This window comes from Acuticoccus yangtzensis (genome assembly GCF_001927245.1).
Lineage (GTDB): Bacteria > Pseudomonadota > Alphaproteobacteria > Rhizobiales > Amorphaceae > Acuticoccus > Acuticoccus yangtzensis.
In genome coordinates, this window is sequence record NZ_MJUX01000003.1 from 240236 (window position 1) to 267164 (window position 26929).

At 68.5% G+C, this 26929-nt stretch carries 29 protein-coding genes; 21 read left to right on the forward strand and 8 right to left on the reverse strand.

Annotated elements, in window-relative coordinates:
- Positions 1-5 precede the first annotated feature (5 nt).
- The 8 genes from BIX52_RS10315 to BIX52_RS10350 all read left to right on the forward strand — a co-directional run bounded on the left by BIX52_RS10315 (position 6) and on the right by BIX52_RS10350 (position 9726).
- The gene (locus BIX52_RS10315; protein WP_075220982.1) at positions 6-596 is read left to right on the forward strand and encodes a thiamine phosphate synthase; all 591 of its coding nucleotides are present in this window, start codon (positions 6-8) and stop codon (positions 594-596) included.
- A gap of 785 nt (positions 597-1381) precedes the next feature.
- Positions 1382-3571: an SEL1-like repeat protein gene (locus BIX52_RS10320; RefSeq protein WP_075220983.1), complete on the forward strand. Its 2190-nt coding sequence runs from the start codon at positions 1382-1384 to the stop codon at positions 3569-3571.
- 205 nt (positions 3572-3776) lie between these two features.
- Positions 3777-4340, forward strand: a complete 564-nt coding sequence (gene efp / locus BIX52_RS10325) for an elongation factor P (protein WP_075220984.1) — start codon at positions 3777-3779, stop codon at positions 4338-4340.
- 182 nt (positions 4341-4522) lie between these two features.
- Positions 4523-5554 (forward strand): LamG-like jellyroll fold domain-containing protein, encoded by a 1032-nt coding sequence (locus BIX52_RS10330; protein ID WP_157956242.1) that lies wholly within the window; start codon positions 4523-4525, stop codon positions 5552-5554.
- Positions 5555-5737: 183 nt separating this feature from the next.
- Complete coding sequence (locus tag BIX52_RS10335; protein ID WP_075220986.1) at positions 5738-6706, forward strand: hypothetical protein; 969 nt, start codon at positions 5738-5740, stop codon at positions 6704-6706.
- A 52-nt stretch (positions 6707-6758) separates the two neighbouring features.
- On the forward strand, positions 6759-7571 hold the full coding sequence (locus BIX52_RS10340; RefSeq protein ID WP_075220987.1) for an inositol monophosphatase family protein: 813 nt from the start codon (positions 6759-6761) through the stop codon (positions 7569-7571).
- Between the two features lie 105 nt (positions 7572-7676).
- The gene (locus BIX52_RS10345; RefSeq protein WP_075220988.1) at positions 7677-8675 is read left to right on the forward strand and encodes a flagellar motor protein MotA; all 999 of its coding nucleotides are present in this window, start codon (positions 7677-7679) and stop codon (positions 8673-8675) included.
- 25 nt (positions 8676-8700) lie between these two features.
- Positions 8701-9726: a peptidoglycan -binding protein gene (locus BIX52_RS10350; protein WP_075220989.1), complete on the forward strand. Its 1026-nt coding sequence runs from the start codon at positions 8701-8703 to the stop codon at positions 9724-9726.
- Positions 9727-9733: 7 nt separating this feature from the next.
- Here BIX52_RS10350 and BIX52_RS10355 read toward each other — a convergent pair whose 3' ends face one another.
- Both BIX52_RS10355 and BIX52_RS10360 read right to left on the reverse strand, forming a co-directional pair.
- Positions 9734-10063 carry a DMT family transporter gene (locus BIX52_RS10355; protein WP_139312751.1) on the reverse strand — a complete coding sequence of 110 codons (330 nt, stop codon included), beginning with the start codon at positions 10061-10063 and terminating at the stop codon, positions 9734-9736.
- Between the two features lie 94 nt (positions 10064-10157).
- Entirely contained in the window at positions 10158-11960 is a 1803-nt protein-coding gene (locus BIX52_RS10360; protein WP_075220991.1) for an ABC transporter transmembrane domain-containing protein, read from the reverse strand.
- 180 nt (positions 11961-12140) lie between these two features.
- Between BIX52_RS10360 and rpmE the strand changes: the two genes are divergently transcribed.
- Together rpmE and BIX52_RS10370 are read left to right on the forward strand one after the other, a co-directional pair.
- Entirely contained in the window at positions 12141-12365 is a 225-nt protein-coding gene (rpmE, locus tag BIX52_RS10365; protein ID WP_075220992.1) for a 50S ribosomal protein L31, read from the forward strand.
- A gap of 10 nt (positions 12366-12375) precedes the next feature.
- A complete protein-coding gene (locus BIX52_RS10370) occupies positions 12376-12870 on the forward strand; it encodes a metallophosphoesterase family protein (RefSeq protein WP_075220993.1) in 495 nt (164 codons plus the stop codon).
- Here BIX52_RS10370 and BIX52_RS10375 read toward each other — a convergent pair.
- Positions 12858-13088 carry a DUF1127 domain-containing protein gene (locus tag BIX52_RS10375; RefSeq protein WP_075220994.1) on the reverse strand — a complete coding sequence of 77 codons (231 nt, stop codon included), beginning with the start codon at positions 13086-13088 and terminating at the stop codon, positions 12858-12860. The genes BIX52_RS10370 and BIX52_RS10375 overlap by 13 nt on opposite strands.
- Before the next feature lie 123 nt (positions 13089-13211).
- Between BIX52_RS10375 and BIX52_RS10380 the strand changes: the two genes are divergently transcribed.
- Complete coding sequence (locus BIX52_RS10380; RefSeq protein WP_075220995.1) at positions 13212-13919, forward strand: ArsR/SmtB family transcription factor; 708 nt, start codon at positions 13212-13214, stop codon at positions 13917-13919.
- Here BIX52_RS10380 and BIX52_RS10385 read toward each other — a convergent pair.
- Together BIX52_RS10385 and acs are read right to left on the reverse strand one after the other, a co-directional pair.
- Positions 13894-15432 carry a M10 family metallopeptidase gene (locus tag BIX52_RS10385; protein ID WP_075220996.1) on the reverse strand — a complete coding sequence of 513 codons (1539 nt, stop codon included), beginning with the start codon at positions 15430-15432 and terminating at the stop codon, positions 13894-13896. The two genes, BIX52_RS10380 and BIX52_RS10385, sit on opposite strands and share 26 nt — an antisense overlap.
- A 129-nt stretch (positions 15433-15561) precedes the next feature.
- On the reverse strand, positions 15562-17514 hold the full coding sequence (gene acs / locus BIX52_RS10390) for an acetate--CoA ligase (protein WP_075220997.1): 1953 nt from the start codon (positions 17512-17514) through the stop codon (positions 15562-15564).
- A 317-nt stretch (positions 17515-17831) separates the two neighbouring features.
- Between acs and BIX52_RS10395 the strand changes: the two genes are divergently transcribed.
- The 3 genes from BIX52_RS10395 to BIX52_RS10405 all read left to right on the forward strand — a co-directional run bounded on the left by BIX52_RS10395 (position 17832) and on the right by BIX52_RS10405 (position 20014).
- Positions 17832-19001 carry a M20 aminoacylase family protein gene (locus BIX52_RS10395; RefSeq protein WP_075221196.1) on the forward strand — a complete coding sequence of 390 codons (1170 nt, stop codon included), beginning with the start codon at positions 17832-17834 and terminating at the stop codon, positions 18999-19001.
- 79 nt (positions 19002-19080) lie between these two features.
- Entirely contained in the window at positions 19081-19707 is a 627-nt protein-coding gene (locus BIX52_RS10400; protein ID WP_075220998.1) for an HD domain-containing protein, read from the forward strand.
- Between the two features lie 67 nt (positions 19708-19774).
- A complete protein-coding gene (locus BIX52_RS10405) occupies positions 19775-20014 on the forward strand; it encodes a hypothetical protein (protein ID WP_205647797.1) in 240 nt (79 codons plus the stop codon).
- 311 nt (positions 20015-20325) lie between these two features.
- On the opposite strand, the gene BIX52_RS10410 is transcribed toward BIX52_RS10405, so the two are convergent.
- Complete coding sequence (locus BIX52_RS10410) at positions 20326-20895, reverse strand: nitroreductase family protein (protein ID WP_075220999.1); 570 nt, start codon at positions 20893-20895, stop codon at positions 20326-20328.
- A 156-nt stretch (positions 20896-21051) separates the two neighbouring features.
- Between BIX52_RS10410 and BIX52_RS10415 the strand changes: the two genes are divergently transcribed.
- The 5 genes from BIX52_RS10415 to BIX52_RS10435 all read left to right on the forward strand — a co-directional run bounded on the left by BIX52_RS10415 (position 21052) and on the right by BIX52_RS10435 (position 24607).
- Positions 21052-22032, forward strand: a complete 981-nt coding sequence (locus BIX52_RS10415) for a hypothetical protein (RefSeq protein ID WP_083660159.1) — start codon at positions 21052-21054, stop codon at positions 22030-22032.
- Positions 22033-22361: 329 nt separating this feature from the next.
- Entirely contained in the window at positions 22362-22577 is a 216-nt protein-coding gene (locus BIX52_RS10420) for a DUF3126 family protein (protein ID WP_075221000.1), read from the forward strand.
- Between the two features lie 10 nt (positions 22578-22587).
- The gene (locus BIX52_RS10425) at positions 22588-23109 is read left to right on the forward strand and encodes a gamma carbonic anhydrase family protein (RefSeq protein ID WP_075221001.1); all 522 of its coding nucleotides are present in this window, start codon (positions 22588-22590) and stop codon (positions 23107-23109) included.
- A 276-nt stretch (positions 23110-23385) separates the two neighbouring features.
- On the forward strand, positions 23386-24066 hold the full coding sequence (locus BIX52_RS10430; protein ID WP_075221199.1) for a rhomboid family intramembrane serine protease: 681 nt from the start codon (positions 23386-23388) through the stop codon (positions 24064-24066).
- A 112-nt stretch (positions 24067-24178) separates the two neighbouring features.
- Entirely contained in the window at positions 24179-24607 is a 429-nt protein-coding gene (locus tag BIX52_RS10435) for a CBS domain-containing protein (protein WP_075221002.1), read from the forward strand.
- A 33-nt stretch (positions 24608-24640) separates the two neighbouring features.
- On the opposite strand, the gene hisI is transcribed toward BIX52_RS10435, so the two are convergent.
- Positions 24641-25051: a phosphoribosyl-AMP cyclohydrolase gene (hisI, locus tag BIX52_RS10440; RefSeq protein WP_245803167.1), complete on the reverse strand. Its 411-nt coding sequence runs from the start codon at positions 25049-25051 to the stop codon at positions 24641-24643.
- A gap of 34 nt (positions 25052-25085) precedes the next feature.
- Between hisI and BIX52_RS10445 the strand changes: the two genes are divergently transcribed.
- Together BIX52_RS10445 and yidD are read left to right on the forward strand one after the other, a co-directional pair.
- On the forward strand, positions 25086-25529 hold the full coding sequence (locus BIX52_RS10445; protein ID WP_075221004.1) for an iron-sulfur cluster assembly scaffold protein: 444 nt from the start codon (positions 25086-25088) through the stop codon (positions 25527-25529).
- A 77-nt stretch (positions 25530-25606) separates the two neighbouring features.
- Entirely contained in the window at positions 25607-25909 is a 303-nt protein-coding gene (gene yidD / locus BIX52_RS10450; RefSeq protein ID WP_075221005.1) for a membrane protein insertion efficiency factor YidD, read from the forward strand.
- A gap of 71 nt (positions 25910-25980) precedes the next feature.
- Here yidD and BIX52_RS10455 read toward each other — a convergent pair whose 3' ends face one another.
- Positions 25981-26502: a hypothetical protein gene (locus BIX52_RS10455; protein WP_075221006.1), complete on the reverse strand. Its 522-nt coding sequence runs from the start codon at positions 26500-26502 to the stop codon at positions 25981-25983.
- Between the last annotated feature and the right edge of the window lie 427 nt (positions 26503-26929).

Below are 26929 nucleotides of genomic sequence, written 5' to 3' on the forward strand. Positions count from 1 at the left end.
GGGCAATGCAAAGGTTGATCCTCTCCGTCCCGGCCGGGACCGAGCCGGCGGCGCTCGCCGCCGCGCTCGAGGCCGGAGATGTCGCCGCCGTGGTGATCGTGGGAGGGCTCACTGAGCCCTCCTCGCTTATCGAGACGGCGCAGGACCGCGGTGCGGCTGCGCTGATTTCGCGCAATCTGGATGAAGGCGGCGCTTCGCCCTGGCTGATCCCCACGGCGGCGGACGGGCTGCATCTGGACGGGGACTTCACGGCGCGCCGCGGCGCTATCGAGGCGCGTCCGGAAGGGATGACGGTGGGCGCCACCGCGGCGAGCCGTCACGAGGCGATGACCCTAGGCGAAGGCGGGTCGGATTATGTATGGTTCGGGACGGTGGATGCCTTGTCGGAGTCCGCTGCCGAGATGGCCTGCTGGTGGCAGGCCCTGTTCGAGGTCCCGGCGGTGCTCGCCGGTCCGGCGGATGATGCGTCCCTGGCCTTGATGATCGCGACACGTGTGGAGTTCATCGCGGTGAATGTATTTCAGTCCAATGCCGACCCGGCAGCGCGGGTCGCGTCGATCGATGCGCTGCTTCGCGAAGGCGCTGTCACCTCGTGAGGGCGGGCCCGCTCGCGCTGGCGCTTGGGCTGGGCCTTGCGTCGGCCGCGGCGCCGGTGGCGGTGCAGCATGTGGCGGCGCAGGACCAGACCGCGCAGGACCAGACCGCGCAGGAGACTGCGCCGCCGGCTGTCGCAGAGCCGCAAGGGGAGGCCGAGGAGCGGCCCGGTCCCCTCGGCCGCATCGGCCGCTTTACCGGACGGATGACGGACCGCGTGACGGGTACCGTGCGCGACCTGGTACCGGCGCTTCCGGGGCTTGGGCCGCGTGAGGAGGAGCCGGCGGGGCCTATGGTTCTGTCCCCGGGAATCGCTCGCCCTCCTGCCGACGCGCCGCCGCCGGCGGACAGCGCGGCGGGAACCGCGCCTCTGCGCCTGACGCCGAGCCCCTCCGCGCCGCTTTCCCCTCAGACCGAGCCCCAACCCGCAGCGCCCGCGACTGCGGCAGCGTCACGCCGGGCGCCGCCGACGCCGGTGCCTGCGCCTCCGACCGCGCGGCCGGAGCCTGCGATCGGTGTGGCGGCCCGGCCCGCTGGCGCCGAACCCAGCGCCGCGACCGACGGCGCCGCAGGGGCGACCGCCGAGGCGGCGGCGCAAAGCGCGGCACCGTCAGCCCCCGACGCCGCCTCAGCGAGCGCGGCGGGTACCGACGATGCGGCCGCAATTGAGGGAGCGGCGCAAGCCGGCGCTGAGCCGGCCGATCCGGCGGACCGCGATGCCGCGGCGAACCCTCTTGTGCCCAGCGACCCGGTGGCTGCGGCACCCGAGCCCGTTCCTACCGCCCCCGTGGCTCTGACTACGCCGGAAGCGACCGAGGACACCGCGCCCACATCGCCGCAGTCGGCCGATGACGACGGCACGACTCCGGCTTCGACCGACCGAGCGGCGACCGACTCGGCCGCATCCAACGGAGCGGCGAGCGAGTCGATCGCGACCGGCACCGCTTCGACTGAGCCCGGCGCAGCCGACCGGGCGGTGACCGGCTCGGCCGAGCCTGATCCCGCGACGGGTGACTTGGCACGGGGCGTACCGGCCGGGGCCGGCGCGGCCTCGGGGCCGGATGATGCCGCAGCCGGGTCCGTTCCGCAGGGCGACGTTCCGGCGACGGCGGCCGCGCTTCCGGCTCCCCCCGCGACCGTTCGCCAGATCATGCCGCGGGGCGACACGCAGACGGTGCCCGGAGGGACGGACGCGGCGGCTTCGGTTGCGTTGCCTGCGCTCCCCGAGGCGGAGGATTTCGACGGCGCGGCCTCGGCCAGGATCGACGCCGAGGCCGACACCGGCGACGGGCTCGACGAAGCCCCGATCCGCGCCACGGCGATGATGCCGGCGGAGGAACCCGGCGAAGACGCGCTTCCGCCGCGCGACGTCGCCGTTCCGGCAGAGGGAGCGGCGAAGGATATTCCGTCCGCCGACGCGCCCGGCGCAGGCCTCGCCGCGGACGAGATCGCCCGCGGGACCACCGCGCCCCTGTCTGCGGACGAGAGCGGCACGGCGGCGACGGTGCGCGGCGAGCGCGGCGGTGTGCCGGAGGAAAGCGCTGCGCCAGGGAAACTTAGCGCCGATGTGGCCGCGGTGGTGGCCGTCCCGGACACGCCGACTGGGGCCGACATGCCCTTGGGCGAAGCGCCCGGCGCGGGCGAAACCTCGCCCGGCGCCGGCGGCGCAGAGCTCGGCGCGGATCGATCCGCAAGCGAAATCCCCGCCGCCGTCGGCGACGAAGCGCCTGATGCAAACGTGGGCGGCGAAGTTGGCATGCCGGCGGCGGAGGTTCCCGCATCTGACAGCGTTGGGGCGCCAACACCGGTCGCCGGAGCGTCAACGGCGGAGGACCCGGTGTCAGGCACCGCGGGTGTGCCCGGCGAGGTCGTAGCCCCGGATGCAGGCGGGCCAGGCGCCGAGGAGACGCGGTCCGTCGCGGTGGTGACGGTGCCAGGTCCTGATTTCTCGGAGTGGCCCGAGGGGGCGCTGGACCAGCCGACGCCGCAGCCGGGCCGGGAAGGTCGCTTCCTGCCGCTGCCGTTCAACTCGCCCCCCGTGGTGCCGCAGCAGGAGGCGCCGGGGGTTGTCGTCTCGGCGGTGTCGCCGTTCGGCGGCGGACCGCGGCAGAGCATCATCGAGCAGCGCCCGAACGGCGACACGGTGACCCTGGCCGACTACGCCTACGGAGCCTATCAGCGCGGGCTCTACAACACCGCCTTCCGCGTGGCGCTGAGGGCGGCGGCCGCGGATCAGGCGTCGGCCGCGGCGCTGATCGGGCGGCTCTATGAGGAGGCGAACGGCGTCGAGCAGGACTTCGCCAAGGCGGCCGGATGGTACGCCGTGGCGGCTGATCAAGGTGACCTCGACGCGCAGACGCGCCTTGCCGGCATGCTTTTGATGGGCCGGGGGGTTCCGCGCGATTCGGTGCGCGCCGCCGCGGCCTTCCGCCGTGCGGCCGCCGCAGGATCCGCCGATGCGGCCCACAGCCTCGCCCTCATGCTCATCAAGGGCGAGGGGGTGGAGGCCGACCTCTCCGAGGCGCTGAGGTACATGCGGCAGGCGGCGGAGGGCGGCAAAATGCAGGCCCAATATGCACTGGCGGTGATGTACGAGGAGGGACGCGGCACTCTGCCGAACGACGCCGAGGCCACCTATTGGTACGGCCGCGCGGCGGAGAGCGGCGACCCAGCGGCCATGCTGACCTATGCGACGCGCATCTTCAGCGGGATCGGCGCCCCGGCGGACGAGGCGGCTGCGGCCTACTATCTCGGCGCTGCGGCGCGCCTCGGCATCCCCTCGGCGATGAACCGTTTCGCGCGGGTGCTGGCCAACGGGCGCGGCATCGCGTCCGACCCGGTGGAGGCCATCAAGTGGCATCTCGTCGCGCGTGAGGCCGGGGTGTCCGACTTCTACCTCGACGGCTACATGGGCGCGGCTTCGGCGCGTGACGTGGCCGAGGCGCGGCGCCGCGCGGCGCTCTTCGTGCGCCGCTGACGCGCGGGCCTGCGGCGGCCGAGGCCGGGGCGGCGGCCCTAAAGTGTGCGGCGGGCGGTGCACCCGCCTTGCTCTTCGCCGCGGGCTGTGGTTTGCGGACGCGGTACGCGCGCGGCGGCTCCCCGCCGCGGCGTTGTCGGCCGTCCCGTGGCGTCACCCGCCCGGCGCGCGGCGTCCCGCGAGAATTCGCCTTTCAGGAACGGTCATGAAGATCAACGGCAACGAAATTCGTCCCGGCAACGTGCTGGAGCATCAGAGCAGCCTCTGGGCGGCGGTGAAGGTTCAGCATGTGAAGCCCGGCAAGGGTGGTGCCTTCGCCCAGGTGGAGCTGAAGAACCTGATCGATGGGCGCAAGCTCAACGAGCGTTTTCGCTCCGCCGATACCGTCGAGCGTGTGCGCCTCGAGCAGAAGGATTTCCAGTACCTCTACAAGCAGGGCGAGCAACTCGTGTTCATGGACAACGACAGCTATGAGCAGATGGAGCTGGCCGAGGACTTCGTCGGTGAGCGCGCGGCTTTCCTGCAGGACGGCATGACCGTCACCGTGGAGATCTGGGAAGAGAAGCCGATCGGCATCACGCTGCCGCAGCATGTGACCTTGGAGATCACCGAGGCCGACGCGGTGGTGAAGGGGCAGACGCAGTCCTCGTCCTACAAGCCCGCGGTGCTGGAGAACGGCGTGAAGGTGATGGTTCCGCCGTTCATCGAGGCGGGCGAGAAGATCATCGTCGACACCGAGGAAATCGCTTACGTGCGCCGCGCCGACTGAACCGGCGCACCGCTTTCGGCGAAGGCGGTGAATGTCACTTAAGATTGCTGAAAAGGCGCGGGTGTCATCTGACATCCGCGCCTTTTTCGTCGCGGTCTTGCCCCATCCGGATAGATGAAAATCGCCTCCACCTCGGCCATGTTGTGAGAAAGGCAGCTATCGAGGCCGGGGACCAGAACCAGATGCAGCCGCCCGCCGTTTTACAGCCAGAGCGTGCAGTGGCGCGAGTTTGTTGCGGGGGCGGTATGACGAGTATTCTTTCCAGCACCATTTCCACGGCGGCATCGTCGGTGTTCGCGACGGCCAATGCACGAAAGGCGGTGATCGGCGGTTCGTCGTCGGCGGACGGTGGCCGGGACGCGCTGGGCCGCGCGATGGTCCCTTCGGCCTTCGGAATACGCTCCGGCAATGCAAGTGACGTGATGGGGCTCGGCGCGGACGCTGAGGCTTTCGCCTCGGCGACGGTGGAGATGTACGACCGCGTCACCGACCTGATGGGGATCATGCGCGCCCAGCAGGAGGGCATTTTGCGCTCGTTCGGCCTCGAGGTGAACCTCGGCGACGTGCCCCTACGAGCGGAGGCCGAACGGGCGGCGAGCGAAGTGACGGCGGCCTATGCGGCGGTGGCCTCCGATCCGTCCGCCGCCGAAGAGACCCCCGCCGAACCGGGCGTGGTCGAGACCGCCACCGATCACTTCATATGGACGCTCGGCGACGCCTTACCGGATTTCTCCGGCGCCCTGCAGTTCGGCGGAGCGATGACGATTTCAGCATCGGTCCAGTTCGACGATCTGGCTGCCGGCGGCTGGCAGCGCGTCTTCGACTTCGGCAACGGTGAAGACGCCGACAACGTGGTGTTGGGACAGGTCGGAACGTCCAGCGACATGACCTTCCAGATCCACCAAGGCGGTCTCGACTACGTGGTGACCGCGCAAAATGCGATCATCGAGGGCGAAAGCGCGGTGTGGACGGCCCGTGTCGACGAGATCGGCGGCATGTCGATCTTCAAGAACGGTCTGTTGTTGGCCTATTCGGGCGGGCTCCTGGGGAGCGCGCTGGCCACGGTCGACCGCGGGTCCAACTTCATCGGAAGCTCCAATTGGGCCGGTCACGAGCCGCTGCACGGCACGGTCCACAGTGTCGAGGTCGCCCACGGCGCGTGGACCAACACCGAAGTGGCCGATTTCGCCGCCGGCGGCGGCATCTTGGTCTGACGTTACACCCACCTCTGAATGACGAACGGCCCGCACAGCTTGGCGTTGCGTTGGGCCGCGAGCACCTCGACTTCACGTTTCTTGCCTGGAAGGCCAGACATGACTTCGTTTATTAGCACTGATCTAATCGGCCGTGCTGCTCATGCGCTTCAAAGTTCACGCGAGGCGGCGGAAGCCCGCGCGGTGATCGTGAGCGCGAAGGGTCAAGCCAAGGGGGTCGGCCGCGCAATCGGCAACGGCCTTCACAAGGTGTCCAAGCCCAAGGGGCAGGTCGACGCGGGCGTTCAGGTGGCCGCGGACGCCGCAAGGTCCGAAGCTACGGCAGCGGCGGCTTTGGCCAAGGAGGCCGAGGAGCAATATGTCCGCGCGGTCGCGATCGTCTCGATCATCCGCACCGAGCAGGCGGGCGTGCTGCGTCTCTTCGATCTTTCCATGATCGACAGCAGCCTGCCGGAAGGCCGCGCCCTCGCCTCGATGCTGGAGGAGGCCGGGCCCGAGGCTCCCGCCGCGACGGGCGGGGCGGGCGCAATATCGTCCGGCGCGGGCGCGGCTGGTCCCGTCTCCAGCGTCGGCGACACCGTCGATCCGGCGGTGATTGCGGAAGGCGACCCCAGGCTGCCGAGCTACAGCTTCGAGAAGCAGTGGCTGGCCGGTGAGGCTGATCCGTCCTTCACCGGCGCCAACCAGATCGGCGGGGCGATGACGATCACCGCGTCGGCGCAGTTCGACGATCTCGGCGGCGGTGCCTGGCAGCGCATTTTCGACTTCGGCGAAGGACAATATAACGGCAACATCATCCTGGGTCAGCACGGCGGGTCTCAGACCGATCTGGTGTTCCAGATCATGGATGGAGGCGCAGTCTATCAGGTCGTCGCCGCCAATGCGCTCGTGGAGGGAGAGCGCGCGGTTTGGACGGCAAGGGTTGAGGCGGACGGAACGATGGCCATCTTCAAGAATGGTGATCTGCTCGTCTCCGGCGCGGGCTTCACGCCGGTAGCTATGGATCGGTCTTCCGGCTATGTCGGCCACTCCAACTGGTCGAGCGACACGCCGCTGATCGGGTCGGTCTACGGCATCGGCATCGACGACGAGGCGCTCACCGACGAAATGATCAAGGATCTCGCCCAGGCGGGCGATCCGTGGCAAAGCTGACCGGCCCGTTCGACGACGTGAAGCGGGCCGCCTGACGAACGACAAGGAACTTATGGCCCGCTCCGCACTCCTCAACGTGATGGTGGCCGCCGCCGACAAGGCCGGCCGCTCCCTCGCCCGTGACTTCGGCGAGGTCGAGAACCTCCAGGTGTCGCGCAAGGGGCCGGCGGATTTCGTCTCCAAGGCCGACATGCGCGCCGAGGAGATCGTCTATCGCGAACTCTCCAAGGCGCGTCCCTCCTACGGTTTCCTCGGCGAAGAGGGGACCGAGGAGAAGGGCGACGGCACCCACCGCTGGATCGTCGACCCGCTCGACGGCACCACCAACTTCCTGCACGGCATTCCGATCTTCGCGGTATCGATCGCTCTGGAGCGGCAGGGCGAGCTCATCGCCGGCGTCGTCTACAACCCAGTGATGGACGAGCTTTACGTGGCCGAGAAGGGTCAGGGCGCGTTCGTCAACGACCGGCGCCTGCGCGTGTCGGCCCGCACGGACCTTGCCGACTGTCTGATCGGCACCGGCCTTCCTTTCCTCGGCCACGGCAACCAGGTGCGCACCCTGTCCGAGCTGCAGCAGCTCTTCGGGTCCATCGCAGGCATCCGCAGACCTGGTGCGGCTGCGCTCGATCTCGCCTGGGTGGCGGCGGGGCGCTATGACGGGTTCTGGGAGCACTCGCTGAAGCCGTGGGACATGGCGGCCGGCATCGTTCTGGTGCGCGAGGCGGGCGGCTTCGTCAGCGACGCGGCGGGGCGCGACAAATTCCTCGACACGGGGTCAGTCGTCGTTGGCAACGAGATCGTTCATCGCCAGCTTCTGAAGATGATTTCCGCGGCGGGCGGGCCGAAGGCGGGGCCGCGCTCATAAGCCGTTCATCCGCGGTGCGCCACACCGCTGTTGAGTGTCGGCGCGTGCGTGCTGGACAGACCGGAGATTTTGCGTTCCCCTTGAGCGCAACGCGAGCGAGGCCCCATGGCGCGCAAGAAGGATCCGTATAAATTGTCCACGCCGCAGGTCTACCTGTGGCGTATGGTACTATTCGTCATCCTCGTCTGCTTTCTCGTCTTCATGGAGTACGAGACGGTGATCGAGGCTTTCATGGCGAACCCGATCCTGAACGGGTTGATCATCGCCGTGGGGGTCTGCGGTATTGTGCTGGCCGTGTTGATGGTGGCCGCGCTGTTCCGCGAAATCGCCTGGGTGAACCGCTTCCGCACCGGCCAGCCGGCGGGGCGGCGACCGCCCGTCCTCCTGGCGCCGATGGCGACCTTGCTGCGCGACGGGGTGGAGGAGACGGTGATGAGCCCCGTCACCATGCGGGCGATGCTGGACACCATCGGGCTGAGGCTGGACGAGAAGCGGGACATCCTGCGCTATCTCATCGGTCTTCTGGTCTTCCTCGGCCTTCTTGGCACCTTCTACGGCCTGCTGCAGACGGTGGGGTCCGTTGGCGCCACGATCCAGTCGCTGGACGTGACGAGCGGCGATTCCTCGGTGATCTTCCAGAACCTGAAGACTGGGCTGGAGGCACCGTTGGTGGGCATGGGGACGGCCTTCTCGTCCTCGCTCTTCGGCCTCACCGGCTCGCTCGTCGTGGGCTTTCTGGACCTCCAGGCGGGCCAGGCGCAGAACCGCTTCTATACCGAGCTGGAAGACTGGCTTTCCACGCTGACCGACATCGTCGACGATATGGAAGCGTCCGGCGTCGGGCAGGCGACGCTGGACCTTCAGCACGCGGTCGACCGGCTGACACAGTTGATGGGGACCATCAATGCGGGCGGGACCGCCGACCGGCAAACCGCGAAGGCGCTGGGGACGCTCGCCGAGGGCATCCAGGCGATCGTGAAGAACACGCGGCGCGAGCAGAAGGTGTTGATCGACTGGGCCGAGGCGCAGGGCGCGCAGAACGAGCGCATCGAAGAGCTTCTGGTGCGCCTCAACCGCGCGCTGGAAGCGGACGAGCGCGCGTGAGCGCTGCGCAGTGACGGGGGCCTGAATGCCGCTCTCCCAACGCCGCCGCGACGTTCGCGCCGACTATTGGCCCGGCTTCGTCGACGCGATGGCGACGCTCCTGCTCGTCATCATCTTCCTCTTGTCGCTGTTCATGCTGTCGCAGTTCTTCCTCAGCCAAGAGCTGTCGGGGCGTGAGACGGCGCTCCAACGGCTGAACGCGCAGATCGCCGAGCTGTCGGACCTCCTCGCCTTGGAGCGGGCGGGCAACACCCAGGCCGAGGACGAGGTGGCGGCGATGTCGGCCAGCCTCAACGCGCTGGTGGAGCAGCGGGACCAGCTTCAGGGCATCGTCGCGGGCGGCGAGGACGCTGGCGCGGCCGCCAACGCCGAAGTGACGGCGCTGCGCCGCGAGCTGGACGAGGAGCGCACGCTCGGCGCCGACGCGCTGTCGCGGGTGGCGCTGTTAAACCAGCAACTGCGGGCGCTGCGCCAGCAGATCGCCGCGCTCGAGGAGGCGCTGGAGGCGTCCGAGAGCCAGGGACGCGAGAGCGAGACGCGGCTTGCCGATCTCGGCCGGCGGCTCAATCTGGCGCTGGCCGAGCGGGTGCAGATCCTCAACCGCTTCCGGTCCGACTTCTTCGGCCGCCTGCGCGAGATTTTGGCCGAGCGGTCGGGGGTGGAGATCGTCGGCGACCGCTTCGTGTTCCAGTCGGAGGTGCTCTTCCCGTCCGGATCGGATGTTCTGAACCCGGCCGGACAGAGCGAGATGGCGACCTTGGCGCGTGAGCTGATCGAGCTGAACACCGAGATCCCGGACGATATCGACTGGGTGTTGAGGGTCGACGGGCACACCGATTCGCGGCCGATCTCGGGCGGGCGCTTCCGTTCCAACTGGGAGCTGTCGGCGGCGCGCGCCATTTCGGTGGTGCAATATCTGATCGCCCAAGGCGTCCCGCCCGAGCGGCTGGTGGCGGCCGGCTTCGGCGAGTTCAACCCGCTCGTCGAGGGGGAGACGCCGGCGGCCTATGAGCGCAACCGGCGCATCGAGCTGAAATTGACGGAGCGCTGAGCCGCGCTCAGTGGCCCGCGCTGGAAAAGACGTTGATGACGACGACGCCGGCGAGGATGAGGCCGATCCCGGCAATGGCGGCGGCGTCCAGCGTCTGGCCGAACCTCAGCCAGGCGATGAGCGAGATGAGCACGATGCCGAGGCCGGACCACACCGCATAGACGATGCCGGTGGGAAGCGTGCGCATGACCACCGCCAGGCTGGCGAAGCAGATCACATATCCGGCGATGGTGATGAGGGTGGGGCCAAGCCGCGTCAGCGTCTCGGAGCGGGACAGGGCGAGCGTTGCGATGACCTCGGCGAGGATGGCGAGGCCGAGAAAGGCGTAGGTTTGCAGCATGGGGAGGGAGTGCGCCGCGCTGCCGTGCGGGTCAATCCACGCCGACCACGCCGCGCTGCGCCTGCGTCCCCGTATCACCCGGCGTGAGGGATCAGGCGGTGAGGGCGGGGGTGCCGAATTGCAGCTCGGCGAGGCGCTGATAGACGCCGTCGCGGGCGATCAGTTCGGCGTGGGTGCCGCTGTCGACGATGGTGCCGCCGTCGAGCACCAGGATACGGTCCGCCTTCACCACGGTCGCCAGCCGGTGGGCGATGACGATGGTGGTGCGGTCCTTCATCAGTGTTTCCAGCGCGGCCTGGATGTGCGCTTCGCTCTCGGCGTCGAGGCTGGAGGTGGCCTCGTCGAGGAGCAGGATCGGCGCGTCCTTCAGGATCGCGCGGGCGATGGCGACGCGCTGGCGCTGCCCGCCCGATAGGGTGATGCCGCGCTCACCCACAACGGTGGCGAACCCTGCGGGCAAATCGTTCGCGAAGCGGTCGACGTAAGCGGCCTTGGCGGCGGCGATGACCTCGGCGTCACTGGCGTCCGGCCGGCCGAGGCGGATGTTGTCGGCGATCGAGGCCGCGAGGATGGTGGTGTCCTGCGGCACCAGGGCGATGTGGGCGCGCAGATCGGCGAGCGCGGTGTCGCGCACGTCGATGTCCTCCACCCGCACCGTCCCGTCGGTGACGTCGTAGGCGCGGCCGATGAGCTGGAAGACCGTGGTCTTGCCTGCGCCGGACGGGCCGACGAGGGCGACCGTCTCGCCCGGCGCCACGGTGAAGGAGACGCCCGAGAGGACGGTGCGGCCGGGCTCGGCAGGGTAGGCGAAGGAGACGTTGTCGAAGGCTACGGCGCCGCTTCCGGGCTTGGGAAGCGGCACGGGGGCGGCGGGCTCGGCGACGTCCGGCACCTCGGCGGCGAGGATGGCGAGGCGTTCCGCGGCGCCCGCGGTCTGGGCGATGTCGCCCCACTGCTGGCTCAGCTCGGAGAGGGCGCCTGCGGCGAAGAGGGCGTAGAGCACGAACTGGCCGAGTGCGCCGGCGGTGATGTTGCCGGCCAGGACCTCGCGCGCACCCATCCACAAGACGCCGACGATGGCCGAGAAGACGATGAAGATGACGACGGCGGTGAGGGCGGCGCGGGCGGCGACGGCGCCTGCGGCGGCGCGGTAGGCTTCGTCCGCCCCGCCGCGATAGCGCGCGTTGGCGCGGCCCTCGGCGCCGAAGGATTGCAGCATGCGCACCGCGCCGATCGCCTCGGTGGCGAAGGCGGAGATTTCGGCGATTTTATCCTGCGCGGCGCGCGAGCGGCGGCGCACCCGGCGACCGACGGCGACCAGCGGCAGGACGAGGACGGGGATGGCGGCGAGCGCGGATCCGGCCAGCGTCGGGCTGGTTGCGACCATCATGCCCATGGCGCCGATGAACATCAGCGTGTTGCGCAGCGCGGTGGAGGCGGTGGAGCCGACCGCGGCCTTGATCTGCGTGGCGTCGGCGGTGAGGCGGGAGACGATCTCGCCCGACAAGGTGCGGTCGAAATAGCCGGATGATAGGGTCATGACGCGGGCGAAGACGTCTGACCTGACGTCGGCGACGATTCGCTCACCCAGCGTGTTGACGAAGTAGAGGCGCGAAGCGGAGGCGATGGCGAGGCAGCCGGCCACCACGATGAGCATCGAGAAATAGGTGTTGATGAAGCCGGCATTTTCGGCGCCGAAGCCGTGGTCGATCATGCGGCGGACGGCCATCGGCACGGCGAGCGTCGTCGCTGTCGCGGCGAGCATGGCAACCAGCGCGGCGGCGAGGCGCCCCTTGTAGCGAAGCGCGTAGGGGACGAGGAAACGCAGCGGTGCGAGGCGTACGCGCTGGCGTCCGGCGGCGGGTGAGGGCGATGTATCTGCGCTGCGCTTCATGGACTTGTCAGAAGCTTCTGAAACGCGCGGAGTCAATGCGGTTTGAGAGCTTGCATCGCCGGGATCAAAGGTTTAGATCCGTGCGGTTTCCCGGGATCGGCGAGGGTGGACGGTAGCGCGGCGTCATGCGGCGCGCTGTGGTTCGCATCGGTATCCCGCCGCAATCCAACGAGGCGAGTTATGAAAAAGGACCTTCACCCGGATTATCACGCGGTTACCGTCGTGATGACCGACGGCACCGAGTATGTCACGCGTTCCTGCGCGGGCTCGGCTGGCGACCGCATCAATCTGGACATCGACCCGCGCACCCATCCGGCGTGGACCGGCGGTCAGCAGACGCTGCTCGACCGCGGCGGCCGCATCTCGCGCTTCAAGAACAAGTTCAAGGGCATTCCGGGCGCGTAAGCCGCTCGCGATGGTCGTCGACCCGGTGGCGGTGGCCGCCGGGCCGATCCTCGGTGTCATATCCGATACCCATGGGCTGCTCCGGCCGGAAGCGCTGGAGCGGCTTTTTGGCGTTTGTTACATCGTTCATGCAGGCGACGTCGGCGGGCCGGACAGGCGCGAGGGCGATATTTTGGCGCGCCTCGCCGCCATCGCTCCGGTGACGGCGGTGCGCGGGAACGTCGACCGCGACGGACCGCCGGCCGCGCTGCCGCACGATGTGGTGGTGGAGGTGGCCGGCCGGCGCATCTATGTGGTGCACGATATTGCCGATGCCGCTCCGCCGGAAGGCGTGGACCTCGTCGTGACCGGTCACAGCCACAAGGTGGCGGTGGTGGAGAAAAGCGGCGCCGTTTGGCTGAACCCCGGCAGCGCGGGGCCGCGGCGGTTCAAGCTGCCGGTGACGCTGGCGACGGTGCCGCTGGACGCCACGCCGCTGGTGCCGCGGATCCATCATCTGGTGTGACGGGGGCGCAGTGCCGTCCGCTGCGAGGGGGCGGCGTCACCGTCGAGCTCGGCCATGCGCGCCGCGGGGATGTCCCAGAAGGTGCGGCGCGCCTCATGGTCGATGGCGGCGCGGCTCAGGCCGAGATCGGTGGCGATGTGCGGGTCGAGGCTCGCGAGGTGGCGGCGTTCGGCGGCCACGCGCAGCGCAAGCGCGAGGCGGTGCAGAATCGGTGGCATGACGACCGTCCTTTCATGTGACGGATCAGCTCTAGGCGCCGCGGCCGCGGCGATGCTTCGCCCCCGGCCGAAGCGTTGGCCTGGCCGATGGGGTAGGGTGGCGGCTCATCTGAGGAGCGCCCGATGGCCGAAGGACCCGACATTGCCCGTATCGCCGCGCTGATCGGCGACCCCGCGCGCGCTGCGATCCTGAACGCGCTGATGGGTGGGCATGCGCTGACCGCGAGCGAGCTGGCGCGCGAGGCGGGGGTGAGCCCGCAGACCGCCTCCGGCCATCTGTCGCAGCTCCACGACGGCGGGCTTCTGGCGCTGCGCAAGCAGGGGCGGCACCGCTACTTTAGCCTCGTCGGCGATGAGGTGGCGGCGTTGCTCGAGGCGCTGGACGGTCTGGCGGCGGGGAGCGGCCACCTGCGCACGCGGCCAGGTCCGCGCGATGCGGCGTTGAGGAAGGCGCGGGTCTGCTACAACCACCTCGCCGGCGAATTCGCGGTGCAGATGTTCGACAGCCTCGTCGCGCGCGGGGCGATCGACCTTTCGGCGGGCGCGGCGCTGACCGGGGTGAACGACGGTGTGTTCGGCGACCTCGGCGTAGATGTGGCTGCGTTGCGGGCCGGTCGTCCGGTGGTCGTGCGCGAATGCCTGGACTGGAGCATGCGCCGTTCGCATCTGGCGGGCAGCCTGGGCCGGGCGATCATGACGCGCCTTCTCGAACTCGGCTGGGCGAGGCGCACCCACGGAACGCGCCTCGTCACATTCACACCGGAGGGCGAGCGCCGGTTTTGCCAGGCGTTCCCGGCGGGGCCGATCACAGAATCAGCGTGTCTTCGGTGAAAAGGCTCGCCGCGACGTCGATGAACAGCACCCGCGCGCCGTCGAGCTGAAGGACCGTACCGGCGCGGTCCGTCTCGGCGAGGGCGGTGACGGACGCGACATCCTCCAGGCCGAAGGCGGAGAGGTCGAGCATGTCGCGCGCTGTGAAGTCGGTGATCGTGGCGCGGCCGTCGTCCTCGGTGATGACGAAGGTGTCGCGTCCGGCCCCGCCGGTCAGCGTATCGGGGCCGAGGCTGCCGATCAGCGTGTCGTTGCCGCTGCCGCCGTCGATGCCGTCGAAGGAGAGGCCGCCGTAGAGGTAATCGTCGCCGCCGTGGCCGAAGATCACGTTGTCGCCGCGGTTGCCTTCGATGACGTTGTCGGCCTCGTTGCCCTCCGCGTCCAGGTGGCGGCGGCCGAAGAGGGAGATGTTCTCGACGTGCGGCTGATCGGCCAGGCTGATGTCGATGCGGCTGGTGCGGATCGTGTCGTTGCCGCCGCCGCGCCCCTCGCTCACCGTGTCGCCCACGCGGTCGACGATGTAGATGTCGTCGCCCTGGCCGCCTGCCATGGCGTCGGACCCGGCACCGCCGTTCAGCCGGTTGTCAGCGGTGTTGCCGATGAGGGTGTCGTCGCCGCTGCCGCCGATCGCGTTCTCGATGACGACGCCGTTGGCGATGGTGAAGCCACCGTGCACGCCGTCGACGTAGGAGACGAAGCCGCCGCCGCCTTCGGCCGCTTTGAGCGAGGCCATGCGCAGGTCGATCGTCGCGGCCCGGCTGCCGCTGTGGACGATCATGTCGAGACCGCCGGTGTCCCAGATCGCGGCGTAGCCGGTGCCCGGCTCGTCGCTGCCGGGGAGGGTGTAGGTGTTGCGCCCGGCGCCGGTGGTGGGGTTGGCGCCGTACATCTGCTGCAGCACGGCGATGTCGATGGGGGACGGGGTGAGGTTCCACCCGTAAGCCGCGCTGTCCGGCCCGCCGGCGGGGTTCTCCGGCCAGCCGTCGTTGTAGGTCATCACGGTGTAGATGCCCTGGTCGAGGCCGTCCCCGTCCGGGTCGATCGCCGGGATCTGGGTGGAGAGGCCGGTCGCGTCGAACGGATGGTCGAGGCCGAGGCCGTGGCCGAACTCGTGCAGGAAGATGGTGAAGGTGTAGGCGCCGGGATCGAGCAGGCCGCTGCCGGGGCCGCCCCAGTCGAAGAAGGTGTTGAACCAGGCGAGGCCCTGATCGTCCCCCAGATCGGGGTCGGGCAGGTTCATGAAGCCGAGCGAGCCGAATTCGGAGGCGGACTTGGTGAGTTTGAATTCGGCTTCGGTGGCGTCGTCCGTGATGGAGAAGGTGACGTTCGCGAAGCTCGAATAGGTGGCGAGCGCGCTCATCACCTGGGCTTGCTCGTAGGCCGTCCATTCGCCCTGATTGGTGACGAAGTCGAACGTCTCGCCGTCGTGGGCGAAGTAGACGGCGACGTGGCCGCCCTCCACCGCGAGGCCGGTATAGATGGACGACAGGACGGGGTTGTCGGCGGCGGACATAGTGATCTCGGCTAATTAGGCTCCGAGAGTCTATTTCATGGCGTGGCCGTTGCGGCAACCCAGGCTGTCCGTGCGCGGCCGCTCGTGACCGCACGTCGGGGCCGCCATCGTGGCGGCCCCGGTTTGCGCTCAGGCGTCGGCTTTGCGGTTCTGGCGGTTCTCGATGAGCTCGTCGACCACGCCGGGTTCGGCGAGGGTCGAGGTGTCGCCCAGCGCGCCGAAATCGTCCTCGGCGATCTTGCGCAGGATGCGGCGCATGATCTTGCCGGAGCGCGTCTTGGGAAGGCCCGGCGCCCACTGGATGAGGTCCGGCTTGGCGATCGGCCCGATCTCGGAGCGCACGAAGTCGCTGAGTTCCTTCTTCAAGGCGTCGGTCGGCTCGCGGTCGCCCATCAGGGTGACGTAGCAGTAGATGCCCTGGCCCTTGAGGTCGTGCGGGTAGCCGACGACCGCGGCTTCGGACACCGCCTCGTGGGCGACGAGGGCCGATTCGATCTCGGCGGTGCCCATGCGGTGGCCGGAGACGTTGATCACGTCGTCGACGCGGCCGGTGATCCAGTAGTAGCCGTCAGCGTCACGCCGGCAGCCGTCGCCGGTGAAGTAGGTGCCCGGATATTGCTGGAAGTAGGTGTCCATGAACCTCTGGTGGTCGCCCCAGACGGTGCGCATCTGGCCGGGCCAGGAATCCTTGATGACAAGGACGCCCTCGGCCGCGCCCTCGATCTCCTCGCCGCTGGTGGGGTCGAGGATGGCCGGGGAGACGCCGAAGAAGGGCGTGGTGGCCGATCCCGGCTTCATCGGCGTGGCGCCGGGGAGGTTGGTGATGAGGTGGCCGCCGGTTTCGGTCTGCCACCAGGTGTCGACCACGGGGCAGCGCTTGTTGCCGACCACTTCATAGTACCAGCGCCAGGCTTCCGGGTTGATCGGCTCGCCGACGGTGCCGAGGATCCTGAGCGAGGAGAGGTCGTGCTTCTTCACCAGCTCCTCGCCCTTGCCCATGAGGGCGCGGATGGCGGTGGGGGCGGTATAGAAGGTGTTGACCTTGTGCTTGGCGCAGACGGCCCAGAAGCGGCCCGCGTCGGGGTAGGTGGGAACGCCCTCGAACATCAGCGTGATGGCGCCGTTGGCGAGGGGGCCGTAGACGATGTAGGTGTGGCCGGTGACCCAGCCGACGTCGGCGGTGCACCAGTAGACCTCGCCCGGCTTGTAGTCGAACGTGATCTGATGCGTGATCGACGCGAACACCATGTAGCCGCCGGTGGTATGGACGACGCCCTTGGGTCTCCCGGTCGAGCCTGACGTATAGAGGATGAAGAGCGGGTCTTCGGCGTTCATCTCCACCGGCTTGCACTCGGCCGGGACCTTCGCCTCCATGTCGCTGAGCCACACGTCGCGACCTTCGGTCCAGGCGACATCCTGTCCGGTGCGCTTGACGACGAGGCACTTCACGGAGGCGTCGCAGGCTTTCAGCGCGGTGTCGGCATTGGCCTTGAGGGCGGTGACGCGGCCGCCGCGGGGCGCGCCGTCGGCGGTGACGACGACTTTGGCGCCGCAGTCGATGATGCGGTTGGAAAGGCTATCGGGAGAGAAGCCGGCGAACACGACGGAGTGGATGGCGCCGATCCGCGCGCAGGCGAGCATGGCATAGGCCGCCTCGGGGATCATCGGCAGATAGATGACGACGCGGTCGCCCTTCTCGACGCCCAGCTCTTTCAGAACGTTGGCGAATTTGCAGACCCGCTCGTAGACCTCGCGGTAGGTGATCGCCTGGGCCGGCGCGTCGGGATCGTCGGGCTCGAACAGGATGGCGGTCTGGTCGCCGCGGGTGTCGAGGTGCCGGTCGAGGCAATTGGCGCAGGCGTTGAGGGTGCCGTCCTCGAACCATTTGATGGAGACGTTGCCGTAGGAATAGTCGACGTTCTTGACCGTCTTGAACGGCTTGATCCAGTCGATGCGCTTGCCTTCCTGGGCCCAGAAGGCCTCGGGGCTTTCGACGGACGTGGCGTACATCTCGGCATATTTGTCGGCGTCGACGTAGGCGTCCTTGGCGATGGCGGCGGGAACCGGAATTGTGTCGCTCATGGGCGTTCCTCCACTCATTTGTGTTGGCCTCTTCGGGCGCTGTGGGCCGCTGCTCCGGCGTCCCTTGACGGGGAATATGGCGCGGGGGCGGCAGCGACCACAACGCCTGTTGGCGGCCGGACGGGGGCGGGCGCCGATTTTCGTAAGGCGCGGCCCGTCATGCAGTATTGCGTCCTCCTGTTTAACTGGGGCCGGATGTTGCGCGGCGCCAGTCGCAAATGGTGGTGGCGCTGTGCAAATCGCGCCGGTCGGCGCGTGCGCTGGCGCCGGGATTGCAGCTGTGGTTCAACAGGGTGCCCCGTCCTGTGGAGCTTTCCATGCCGATCGTGAACCGCTTTGCCGAGCTTGCCGAGGAGATCACCGGCTGGCGCCGTGACCTGCACGCCTTTCCCGAGCTCGGCTATGACACGGTGCGCACGGCGGGCATCGTGGCCGAGAAGCTCCGCGCCTTCGGCTGCGACGAGGTGGTGACGGGGATCGGCCGCACCGGTGTCGTGGGGGTCATCCGCGGCGCGGCGGAGGGGCCGGTGATCGGACTGAGGGCGGACATGGACGCGCTGCCGATCCTGGAGAAGACCGGGCGCGACTACGCCTCGAAGACGGACGGGAAGATGCACGCGTGCGGCCATGACGGGCACACGGCGATGCTCCTCGGCGCCGCGAAATATCTCGCCGAAACGCGCAACTTCGCCGGCACAGTGGTGGTGATCTTCCAGCCCGCCGAGGAGGGTGGTGCAGGCGCCAAGGCGATGCTGGACGACGGTCTGTTCGAGCGTTTCGGGGTCGAGCGGATCTACGGGATGCACAATTGGCCGGGTTATCCGGTCGGCAAGTTCATGGTGTGCACGGGGGCTCTGATGGCCTCGGCGGACCGCTTCACCATCACCGTCGACGGGACGGACGGGCATGCGGCGCGCCCTCATCTGGCGTCCGATCCGATCGTTGCCGGGGCGGCGATCGTGACCGCGGTGCAGTCGATCGTCGGCCGCAACGTGGACCCGCTGGACGCGGCGGTGGTTTCGGTGACGACGTTCCATGCCGGGACGGCGGACAACATCATTCCGCGCACGGCGACGCTGACGGGTACGGTGCGCACGCTGCAGCCCGCGGTGCGCGATCTCGTGGAGGAGAGGCTCGGCGCGGTGGTGGCGCAGGTGGGTGCGGCCTACGGCGTGTCGGCGGTGCTGAAGTATAGCCGGGATTATCCGGTGCTGATGAACCCGCACGACGAGGCGGTCTTCGCCGGAGACGTCGCCGCCAAGGTGGTGGGCGAGGCGAACGTGGACCGCGACATGGTGCCGACGATGGGCGGCGAGGACTTCGCCTTCATGCTGCAGGCGCGGCCGGGCGCGTTCATCTTCGCCGGGGTGGGCGAGGATGTCGCCAATCTCCACAACGAGAACTATGACTTCAACGACGATCTGATTCCGTTCGGCTGCTCCTACTGGACGCAGCTTGTGGAAAGTGCACTGCCGAGGGCAAGTTAGACCGACGACGGGGCCGGATCGCGGCCGATGATGAGGGGGCTGTCCGGCCGGAGCCGGGCGACCGAAGGCGGAGGATGCCGTGGAGACGGTCAAGTTCAAGCGGATGGCCGAGGGCGACAAGGAAGATTACGTCTTCCTGGAGGAGCACGAGCGCGCGGCGGCGGCGTCGGTGTGCGACCGGCTCTATGCGGGGCTGATGTCGCTGGACAGCGCGGAGTCCGGCTACCGGGTCAGCCGGCTGGAGCACTCGGTGCAGTCCGCCACGCGCGCTTTTCGCGACGGGGCCGACGAGGATTGGGTGATCGCCGCGCTGCTGCACGACATCGGCGATGTCTACGCGCCTTATAACCACGACGAGTTCGCGGCGGCCGTGTTGCGGCCATATGTGCGCGAGCAATGCACCTGGGTGGTGGCGCACCACGGCCTGTTCCAGCGCTATTATTATGCACATCACTTTGGCGGTGACCGGAACGCGCGCAAGCGGCACGAGGGTCACCCCTTCTACGACGATGCGGTGGCCTTCTGCGAGCGGTGGGACCAGGCCTCGTTCGATCCGGACTATGAGAGCCTGCCGCTGGAGAGCTTCCGGCCGATGATGGAGTCTGTGTTTGCGCGCGAGCCCTATCACCCGCGTGTCATCGCGACGGGCGTGCGCCGGCCGCTGGTGGACCCGCAGAACGCCGCGCGACGCCGCTCGGGCGAATAGGCGGGACGCGGAGGCGGCTGCCGAGGGCGATCCCGCGGCGGAGATCGGCCACAATGGCGGGCCGCCCTTGGAGCATCGCCCGCCATGGGGCGACCACCTCCACACCTTCTTCGCCTGGCGTGCGGCGCATGCGCGGCAGAAGGCGCCGCCCGCCTCGCGCGCGGTGCTGATAATGCGTGTGCGAAACGCCGCCGCGCTCGGCCTGACCTACGATGAATATGCCCGTGAGATCGTCGAGCGCGGCCGGCACCTCAGCGCGGCCGACGCTGCGCGCGTGGCCGAGATCAAGGCGGCCCGGCGCGGCTGACGGGGCGGGGCGGCCGATGGGCCGGGTCCATCCGCGCCGGCGCGCCGCTGGCATAGCTGGCTGGGATGGGGCTTCAGTGGCACTCGTGGATTGGCCTGCGATGTCTGAAAGTTCAGTCCGGGCCAACATCCGTACGGCCTCGCACAAGCCGCCTGTGGCATCGTCGCAACATCGAAGTGCAATCCGCATGAGCGGGGACACGGGTGACGATGATTGTCCACAGATTGGGGACGGGTGCGGTCGGCGCGCCGGTCCCGCAGGCACGCAACCGGCGGTCGGCGCCAGTTCGGATGGCGCGAAAAGCCGGCCGCTCAAGCGGGCTTTGGGGCGAACCGCGTGGTGATGGCGGCCATGTCCGGGCGGTCTCGCTCGGTGGGCGTCATCTGCGGCGTGCCGATGTGGATAAACCCCGCGACCTTTTCGCCCGGTTCGACGCCGAGACCGGCGAGCACATCGCGATCATAAGCGATCCACTCGGTCAGCCACTGCGCGCTGTAGCCGAAGGCGTAGGCCGCGTGGACGAGGTTCAGGCAGACGGCGCCGGCCGAGAGGATCTGCTCCCATTCGGGGATCTTGACGTGCGGTCCGGCGGTGCTGACCACGGCGACGACGAGCGGCGCGCGGGTGAAGCGGGCACGCTCTTCCATAAGGTCGCGTTGGGGGTCCTTCCGCTCGGCGACGCTGGCGACCACCTCGCCCGCCGCCTCTCGCGCCGCGCCCTCGAATACAATAAAGCGCCAGGGCGCGAGCTTCCCGTGATCGGGGACACGTGCGGCGATCCTCAGCATTTCATCAAGCGTCGCTTGCTCGGGGCTTGGGGAATCGAGGAAGGTTGCCGCTGTGGTCCTCCGCGTTGCCAAATAGTCACGCATCTCGCGCATTTTGTGGACTCCTGACTTGGTTTGAGCGCTTTACACTCAATGACCCGTGATCGTTGCAATAGGGTATCAACCACGTCAGAGGTTAATGGGCTCGGGATGACCGGGCCGGGTCGCGTCATGGCGCGGCCCGCAACCAGAACGATCGAGGGACGGCCGATGATACGTTGGACAGCAATTGCGATCATTGCGCTGGCCGCTGCTCCCTCCGTCGCCGCTGCCAAGGTCCCGATCCCGAAGATGAATCCCGGGCGAGCGGCGGCCTCGCCCGATCCCCAGTCCGCCTTCAACAGGCTGATGGGGGGCGAGGCCTACACCTCCTCTTCCGTCAGCGCCTACGCCCCGTCCGGCCCCAGCGCCGGCGAACTGAGACCCGACCTCGGCGGCGAAGTCGCCCTCTATCTGGTCGGCAAACTGTCCGAGAATTCCGGCCCGGTCGGATCGGGCATCACCTGGCGCGTTTACCGCGACGGGCCCACCGTATCGGGACAGCTCCCGCTGGTGGAGAAGGCGCAGGGCGGCGACCTCGAGCTTCGACTGGAGCCGGGCCGCTATGTGGTCCACGCCACCTACGGCCGCGCGGCCGTCTCGCGCACCATCGACCTCTTCAAGCCGGTGACCTCGGAGACGATGGTCCTCAATGCCGGTGGCCTGCAACTCGCCGCCGTGCTCGACGAAAGCGAGCAGCCGGTGTCGCAGAATGTCGACTTTCAGCTCTACATGGTCGAGGAGGACGAGCGCGTTCTCATCGGCGACATCCGCGCCGGGGCCATCGCCCGCCTCCCCGCAGGCGTCTATCACGTGGTCAGCCGTTATGGCGGCATCAATGCGGTGCGCAGCGCCGATGTCACCGTGGACGCCGGCAAGCTCACCCGTGTTTCGCTGCGTCACGCCGCCGGCACGGTTCGGCTGAAGCTGGTGCGTGACAATGGGGGTGAGGCGCTCGCGAACACCGCGTGGACCGTCTATAGCGGTGACGGTGAGGCGATCTACGAGCGCGTCGGCGCCCACGCCAACGTCACGCTCGCCGCCGGCACCTACGAGGTCGTGGCCCAGCACCGCGACATCGAATTCCGCCGTTCCTTCACCGTGAAGTCCGGTGAAGAGGCTGACGTGGTGGTTCGCGCCACGCGGCTCTGAGGCACGGGTTCCGACGCGCCTGCGGCTTGAACCTCTTCTCCGATGCGGTCCGGCGAGGCAACGGCCCCGGACCACTGGGGTGCTGACCCTGTCGCACCTGCCTTCACTCCTGTTCCTGACGACTTGATCCGTGCGGGCTCGGTGGCGAACATTGATTTCGCGTACCGTTCATCACGCTCGTGCGCCGTTTGGTGAGGAGTGCGGAGCGTGAACGGGGCGAGATCGTTGCCGCTCGGGTGTTGATCGCACCGCCGCCTTGGGGCAGCGTGCGCCCGACGCCCGCCGGGGAGGGTCCTTCCCGGCCACGACGCACAATTCAGGAGAGTCCGGTGAAAAAGACCGAGATGGCGAAGGTTGAAGCCTATATGCGCCGCGTGTTCGGCAATGAGACGATCGAGATTAGGCCGCAGCCCCGCAAAGAAGACTCGGCCGAAGTCTATATCAAAGGCGAGTTCATCGGCGTTCTCTACCGGGATGAGGACGAGGGTGAACTGTCCTGGAACTTCACGATGGCGATCTTGGAAATGGACGTCGAAGGCGCCTGAGGGCCATCCGGTGCCGGTCTATCGGCTGGACGGGATCGCGCCCGACATCCACCCCGACACGTGGATCGCGCCGACGGCGGTGCTGATCGGCAGGGTGCGACTGAGGGCGGGCGCCTCGGTCTGGTATGGTGCCGTGCTGCGCGGCGACAACGAGTGGATCGAGGTCGGCGCCGGCAGCAATGTGCAGGACAATGCGGTATGCCACACGTCGATGGGCGCGCCGCTGACCATCGGCGCAGGGGTGACGGTGGGGCATAAGGTGATGCTGCACGGCTGCACCATCGGCGATGGCGCGCTGATCGGCATGAACGCCGTCGTCCTCGACCATGCGGTGGTGGGGGAGGCGGCGCTGGTGGGGGCGCAGGCGCTGGTGGCGGAGGGGAAGACGATCCCGCCGCGGACGCTCGCCTTGGGTGCTCCCGCGCGCCCGGTGCGGCCGCTGACGCAGGCCGATCTGGCCGGGCTCGAGCGGGCGGCGACCGGCTACGTCGCCAACTGGCGGCATTTCGAGCAAGGTTGCGAAGAGGTTTGAGCACCTTAATTCGTCATCCATGACATTTGACGCAGCGGCTGATGCCGCCTTGCCGGCCGAGGTTCCGACTGCACGATGAGTCACATTCCGCGCATTCCGCCGCAGACCGGCGCCGCGCGCCCCACCGACGGTCCTTCCGGTCCAGCTCCCGAGGCGGATCATGCGGCGAGCGCCGGGGGACTGCGCGCGGACGCGTCGCCTTCTGAGCGACGGGGCGGCGGCGGGCCGCATGGGCCGCATGGGCCGGCGCCCGGGGATGGGCGCGAGCCGGTGCTGATGCTTCCCGGCGCCGTAGTGGCCATGGTGGCGCTCATCACGCTGGTGCACTTCGCCCGCTCGTTTCTCTCGCCTGAGCGGGACGTCGTCGTTCAGCTCTGGTTCGCCTTCATCCCAGCGCGCTACGTGGCGGGATTCTTTCCCTTCCCCGGCGGGATCGCGGCCGACGTGTGGACCTTCGTCACCTATGCGCTGCTCCACGGGTCGTGGGTTCATCTGATCACCAATGCGGTATGGCTGGTGGCCTTCGGCAGCGCCGTGTCGCGGCGCTTCGGCGCCGTGCGCTTCTGGGTCTTCTCGGCGGTGGCGGCTGCGGGTGGCGCGGCGCTCCATCTGGCGCTTCACATGGGCGACCCGATCCCCGTCGTCGGCGCTTCGGCGGCGATTGCCGGGCAGATGGCGGCGGCGGCGCGTTTCGTGTTCGACGCGGGGGGGCCGATGGTGCTGCGCCGCGGCGGGACCGACGACAGGGCCTTCAAGCGTCCGGCGGCGAGCCTTGCCGACACCTTCCGCAATCGGAGCGCGCTCCTTTTCATCGTCATCTGGTTCGGCATCAACCTGGCGGTTGGGTTGGGCTCTTCGGTGTCGGGCGGTCAGGCGATCGCCTGGGAGGCGCACATCGGCGGGTTCCTGGTGGGGCTGCTGTTGTTTCGCATCTTCGACCCTGTACCGCCGCGTTAAGCTACAGATGCGCGCCCTATCCGTTGGTCGATGAGCGCGAAACGCAGGCTGGTCATCCCCTTAAAATTGTGTTTCGCTCCGTTGTCTGGCCGATCGGGGGAGGCAAATAGAGATGACGGTAAAGGCGATCCTTAAGGAGAAGGGCGGCAACGTCTTCTCCATGTCTCCGGATGCGACTTTGGCAGAGGTTGCTCAAGAGCTTTCTAAACACAAAGTTGGCGCATTGCTGATCATGGATGGCGATCAACTGGTCGGCATCTTGTCGGAGCGTGATATCGTGCGCCACATCGCCTCGGCCGGGGCCGAGGCTTTGAAGGTGACCGCATCGTCCGTCATGACCAAGAGCGTGCAGACGGCAAGTCCCGACGATCTGGTCGACGACGTGATGCAGCGCATGACGAGTTCGCGATTTCGGCACATGCCGGTGGTGGAGAGCGGCAAGGTGGCCGGGCTCATCTCCATCGGCGACGTGGTGAAGGTGAAGATCGAGCAGGCGATCCGTGAGCGGGATCAGATTCGCGATTATATCCTGTCCACCTGACAGGGGAGCGGTGGGGCTGGCGTGCGTCGTGGGTCAGTCCGCGCGGGTGAGCGTTCCGTCCGCGCCCACCGCGCGGTAGAAGCACGTGCGCGCGCCGGTGTGGCAGGCACCACCGTCACCGCCGACGGTGACGCGTAGGATGACCGCGTCCTGGTCGCAGTCGACGAGGATGCGCTTCACGGTCTGGATCTGGCCCGAGGTCTCGCCTTTCTTCCACTGCGCCTTGCGGGACCGGCTGTAGTAGTGCGCCTCGCCGGTCGCAAGGGTCGCGGCCAGCGCTTCGGCGTTCATGTGGGCGAGCATGAGGATGTCTCCGCTGGAATCGTCGACCGCGACGGCGGTCACGAGCCCATCGGCGCCGAACTTGGGGCGGAAGACGGAGCCGCGTTCCTGCTCTTTCGCGTCGGGAGATGGCGGTTGGAGGCTGTTGGAGACAGGTGCCACGACATATATCCTCATGTGACCGGGGAGAGCCGTTATGCTGACAGACCTCTACAACGACAAGATCCTGGGCTTCGCCGCGAATATCGAGCGGGTCGGCAGGCTGGACAAGCCGGATGCCAGTGCCACCCATCGCTCGCGCCTGTGCGGCAGCCAGGTCACCGTCGACCTGACGATGAAGGATGGCCGCGTGGCCGACTTCGCCCACGAGGTGAAGGCGTGTGCGCTCGGCCAGGCCTCGTCGTCGATCATGGCGCGCCACGTGATCGGCGCCACGGTGGAGGAGCTCGAAACCGTGCACGACCAGATGGAGGCGATGCTGAAAGAGGGCGCTCCGCCGCCGACGGGCGAGCGCTGGGAGGAGCTGAAATATCTGGAGCCGGTGCGCGAGCACAAGTCGCGCCACGCCTCCACCATGCTGACCTTCGGTGCCACGCTGGAGGCCGCGCGAAAGGCCGCGGCGCTGGCGGAAGCGGCGTGAGGTGGCGTCTTCGGCCGTGAGACGCAGCGCGGGACAGCCCGTGAGGCGGAGCGGGGCCGCGTGAAAGGCGGCGGCGCGTGAGGCCGGTGGCCGCAGGGCTGCGCGGCATCTTCTACGTCTACCGGGTGTTCCTGTCGCCGTTCATGGGGCGGCAATGCCGCTATCTGCCGACCTGCTCGCACTATGGTGACGAAGCCGTCCGCCGGTATGGAGCGTGGACCGGGGGATGGCTGACCTTGGCGCGCATCCTGCGCTGCAACCCGTGGGGCCCTGCGGGGTTCGACCCCGTGCCCGATCTGCCGCCTGACGCCGCCCGCCGACCATGGCGTTATGCCAGATGGACCGGGCGGCACATGGACCCCGCGACCCGGCTGGACTGAGGCGGTGCCGCTTCGGCACCGCCATCGGCCCTCTGGTCGCGGCGACTTCGCTGCGGCGGCCGGGGAACGGCTCAGGTCAGCGGGCAGTCGGTCACATCGAGCAGGATGCCGACGCGGCTCGACATGTCGTAGGCGAGGCCTTCGAGGTTCACGTAGAGGGTGCGGCCGGAGAGGGTGATGTTGTCGTCAGCGATTGGGAGCGTCGTGGCCGCCGCGTCCACCCGCGCGCCGTTGAAGACGAGACAGTCGGGCGTGAAGGAGAGGACGTATCCGTTGAATTCGGCCGGTGCGATGTCTCCGGGGGGCGAGGGAGAAAAGTTGATGTCGATGCGGCTGGGGCCGATGTCGACGAGGACCGGGACCACGTCGAGCCCGTTCTGCACACCCTCCGGGACGAGGCCGAACTCGATCGAGTCGGAGATCGCCGCGGTGTGGATGGCGCCTTGGTAGAGGGGCGCTGACGGATCGTCGTAGGCGAGGACGCTGAAGGCGGCTGTGCGGCCGACGAGCGAGTCGGCGGCGGCGGGGCCGGAGGCGGGCAGGGCGAGCGCCGCAAGGGCGGTGACGAGGCCGGCAGTCAGTCGAAACGCCATTCGATCTCCATCGCGGCAAGGCTTGTGAACGGCGCATGCGACCGGACCGGCCTCGGCCGAACGGCCGATGGTGCTGGCCTCACGTTCGGCCAGGCCGGACGGCGCATCCGTGCCGCCGCTCACACGTGCGCTCGACGGAAACGAACCGTGGGCGGTCCCAACGGGACATCACTCTCGACACGCTTTTTCACCGATGGGTGAGATTACCATCCCGAAGGAGCGGGTGCCACCGTTCGGGTGATGTCTCCGGTCGGCTGATGTCACCAGTCGGCTGATGTCGATCGGCGCCCTCGCGGGGAGAGCGCCCTGAGGGGGACGGCGGCGCGGCGTTCCGCGCCGACGATAGCGCGTCGGATACTTGGCGTCGCCGCTCGAGATGAGCCTTTCTCATCCCGAGCGCGCGCGGCGAGGCTCAGCGCTGATGGCG

What these genes read in the sequence shown, in the direction of transcription:
- BIX52_RS10385 (WP_075220996.1), bottom strand. Translation starts at nt 15,432, where the DNA reads ATGTCCGCCGCCGACAACCCCGTCCTGTCGTCCATCTATACCGGCCTC.
- acs (WP_075220997.1), bottom strand. Translation starts at nt 17,514, where the DNA reads ATGAGCGACACAATTCCGGTTCCCGCCGCCATCGCCAAGGACGCCTAC.
- BIX52_RS10375 (WP_075220994.1), bottom strand. Translation starts at nt 13,088, where the DNA reads ATGCCACCGATTCTGCACCGCCTCGCGCTTGCGCTGCGCGTGGCCGCC.
- BIX52_RS10415 (WP_083660159.1), top strand. Translation starts at nt 21,052, where the DNA reads ATGATACGTTGGACAGCAATTGCGATCATTGCGCTGGCCGCTGCTCCC.
- BIX52_RS10410 (WP_075220999.1), bottom strand. Translation starts at nt 20,895, where the DNA reads ATGCGCGAGATGCGTGACTATTTGGCAACGCGGAGGACCACAGCGGCA.
- BIX52_RS10315 (WP_075220982.1), top strand. Translation starts at nt 6, where the DNA reads ATGCAAAGGTTGATCCTCTCCGTCCCGGCCGGGACCGAGCCGGCGGCG.
- BIX52_RS10350 (WP_075220989.1), top strand. Translation starts at nt 8,701, where the DNA reads ATGCCGCTCTCCCAACGCCGCCGCGACGTTCGCGCCGACTATTGGCCC.
- BIX52_RS10395 (WP_075221196.1), top strand. Translation starts at nt 17,832, where the DNA reads ATGCCGATCGTGAACCGCTTTGCCGAGCTTGCCGAGGAGATCACCGGC.
- BIX52_RS10435 (WP_075221002.1), top strand. Translation starts at nt 24,179, where the DNA reads ATGACGGTAAAGGCGATCCTTAAGGAGAAGGGCGGCAACGTCTTCTCC.
- efp (WP_075220984.1), top strand. Translation starts at nt 3,777, where the DNA reads ATGAAGATCAACGGCAACGAAATTCGTCCCGGCAACGTGCTGGAGCAT.
- BIX52_RS10360 (WP_075220991.1), bottom strand. Translation starts at nt 11,960, where the DNA reads ATGAAGCGCAGCGCAGATACATCGCCCTCACCCGCCGCCGGACGCCAG.
- BIX52_RS10345 (WP_075220988.1), top strand. Translation starts at nt 7,677, where the DNA reads ATGGCGCGCAAGAAGGATCCGTATAAATTGTCCACGCCGCAGGTCTAC.
- BIX52_RS10380 (WP_075220995.1), top strand. Translation starts at nt 13,212, where the DNA reads ATGGCCGAAGGACCCGACATTGCCCGTATCGCCGCGCTGATCGGCGAC.
- BIX52_RS10445 (WP_075221004.1), top strand. Translation starts at nt 25,086, where the DNA reads ATGCTGACAGACCTCTACAACGACAAGATCCTGGGCTTCGCCGCGAAT.
- BIX52_RS10455 (WP_075221006.1), bottom strand. Translation starts at nt 26,502, where the DNA reads ATGGCGTTTCGACTGACTGCCGGCCTCGTCACCGCCCTTGCGGCGCTC.
- BIX52_RS10330 (WP_157956242.1), top strand. Translation starts at nt 4,523, where the DNA reads ATGCAGCCGCCCGCCGTTTTACAGCCAGAGCGTGCAGTGGCGCGAGTT.
- BIX52_RS10370 (WP_075220993.1), top strand. Translation starts at nt 12,376, where the DNA reads ATGGTCGTCGACCCGGTGGCGGTGGCCGCCGGGCCGATCCTCGGTGTC.
- rpmE (WP_075220992.1), top strand. Translation starts at nt 12,141, where the DNA reads ATGAAAAAGGACCTTCACCCGGATTATCACGCGGTTACCGTCGTGATG.
- BIX52_RS10340 (WP_075220987.1), top strand. Translation starts at nt 6,759, where the DNA reads ATGGCCCGCTCCGCACTCCTCAACGTGATGGTGGCCGCCGCCGACAAG.
- BIX52_RS10430 (WP_075221199.1), top strand. Translation starts at nt 23,386, where the DNA reads ATGCTTCCCGGCGCCGTAGTGGCCATGGTGGCGCTCATCACGCTGGTG.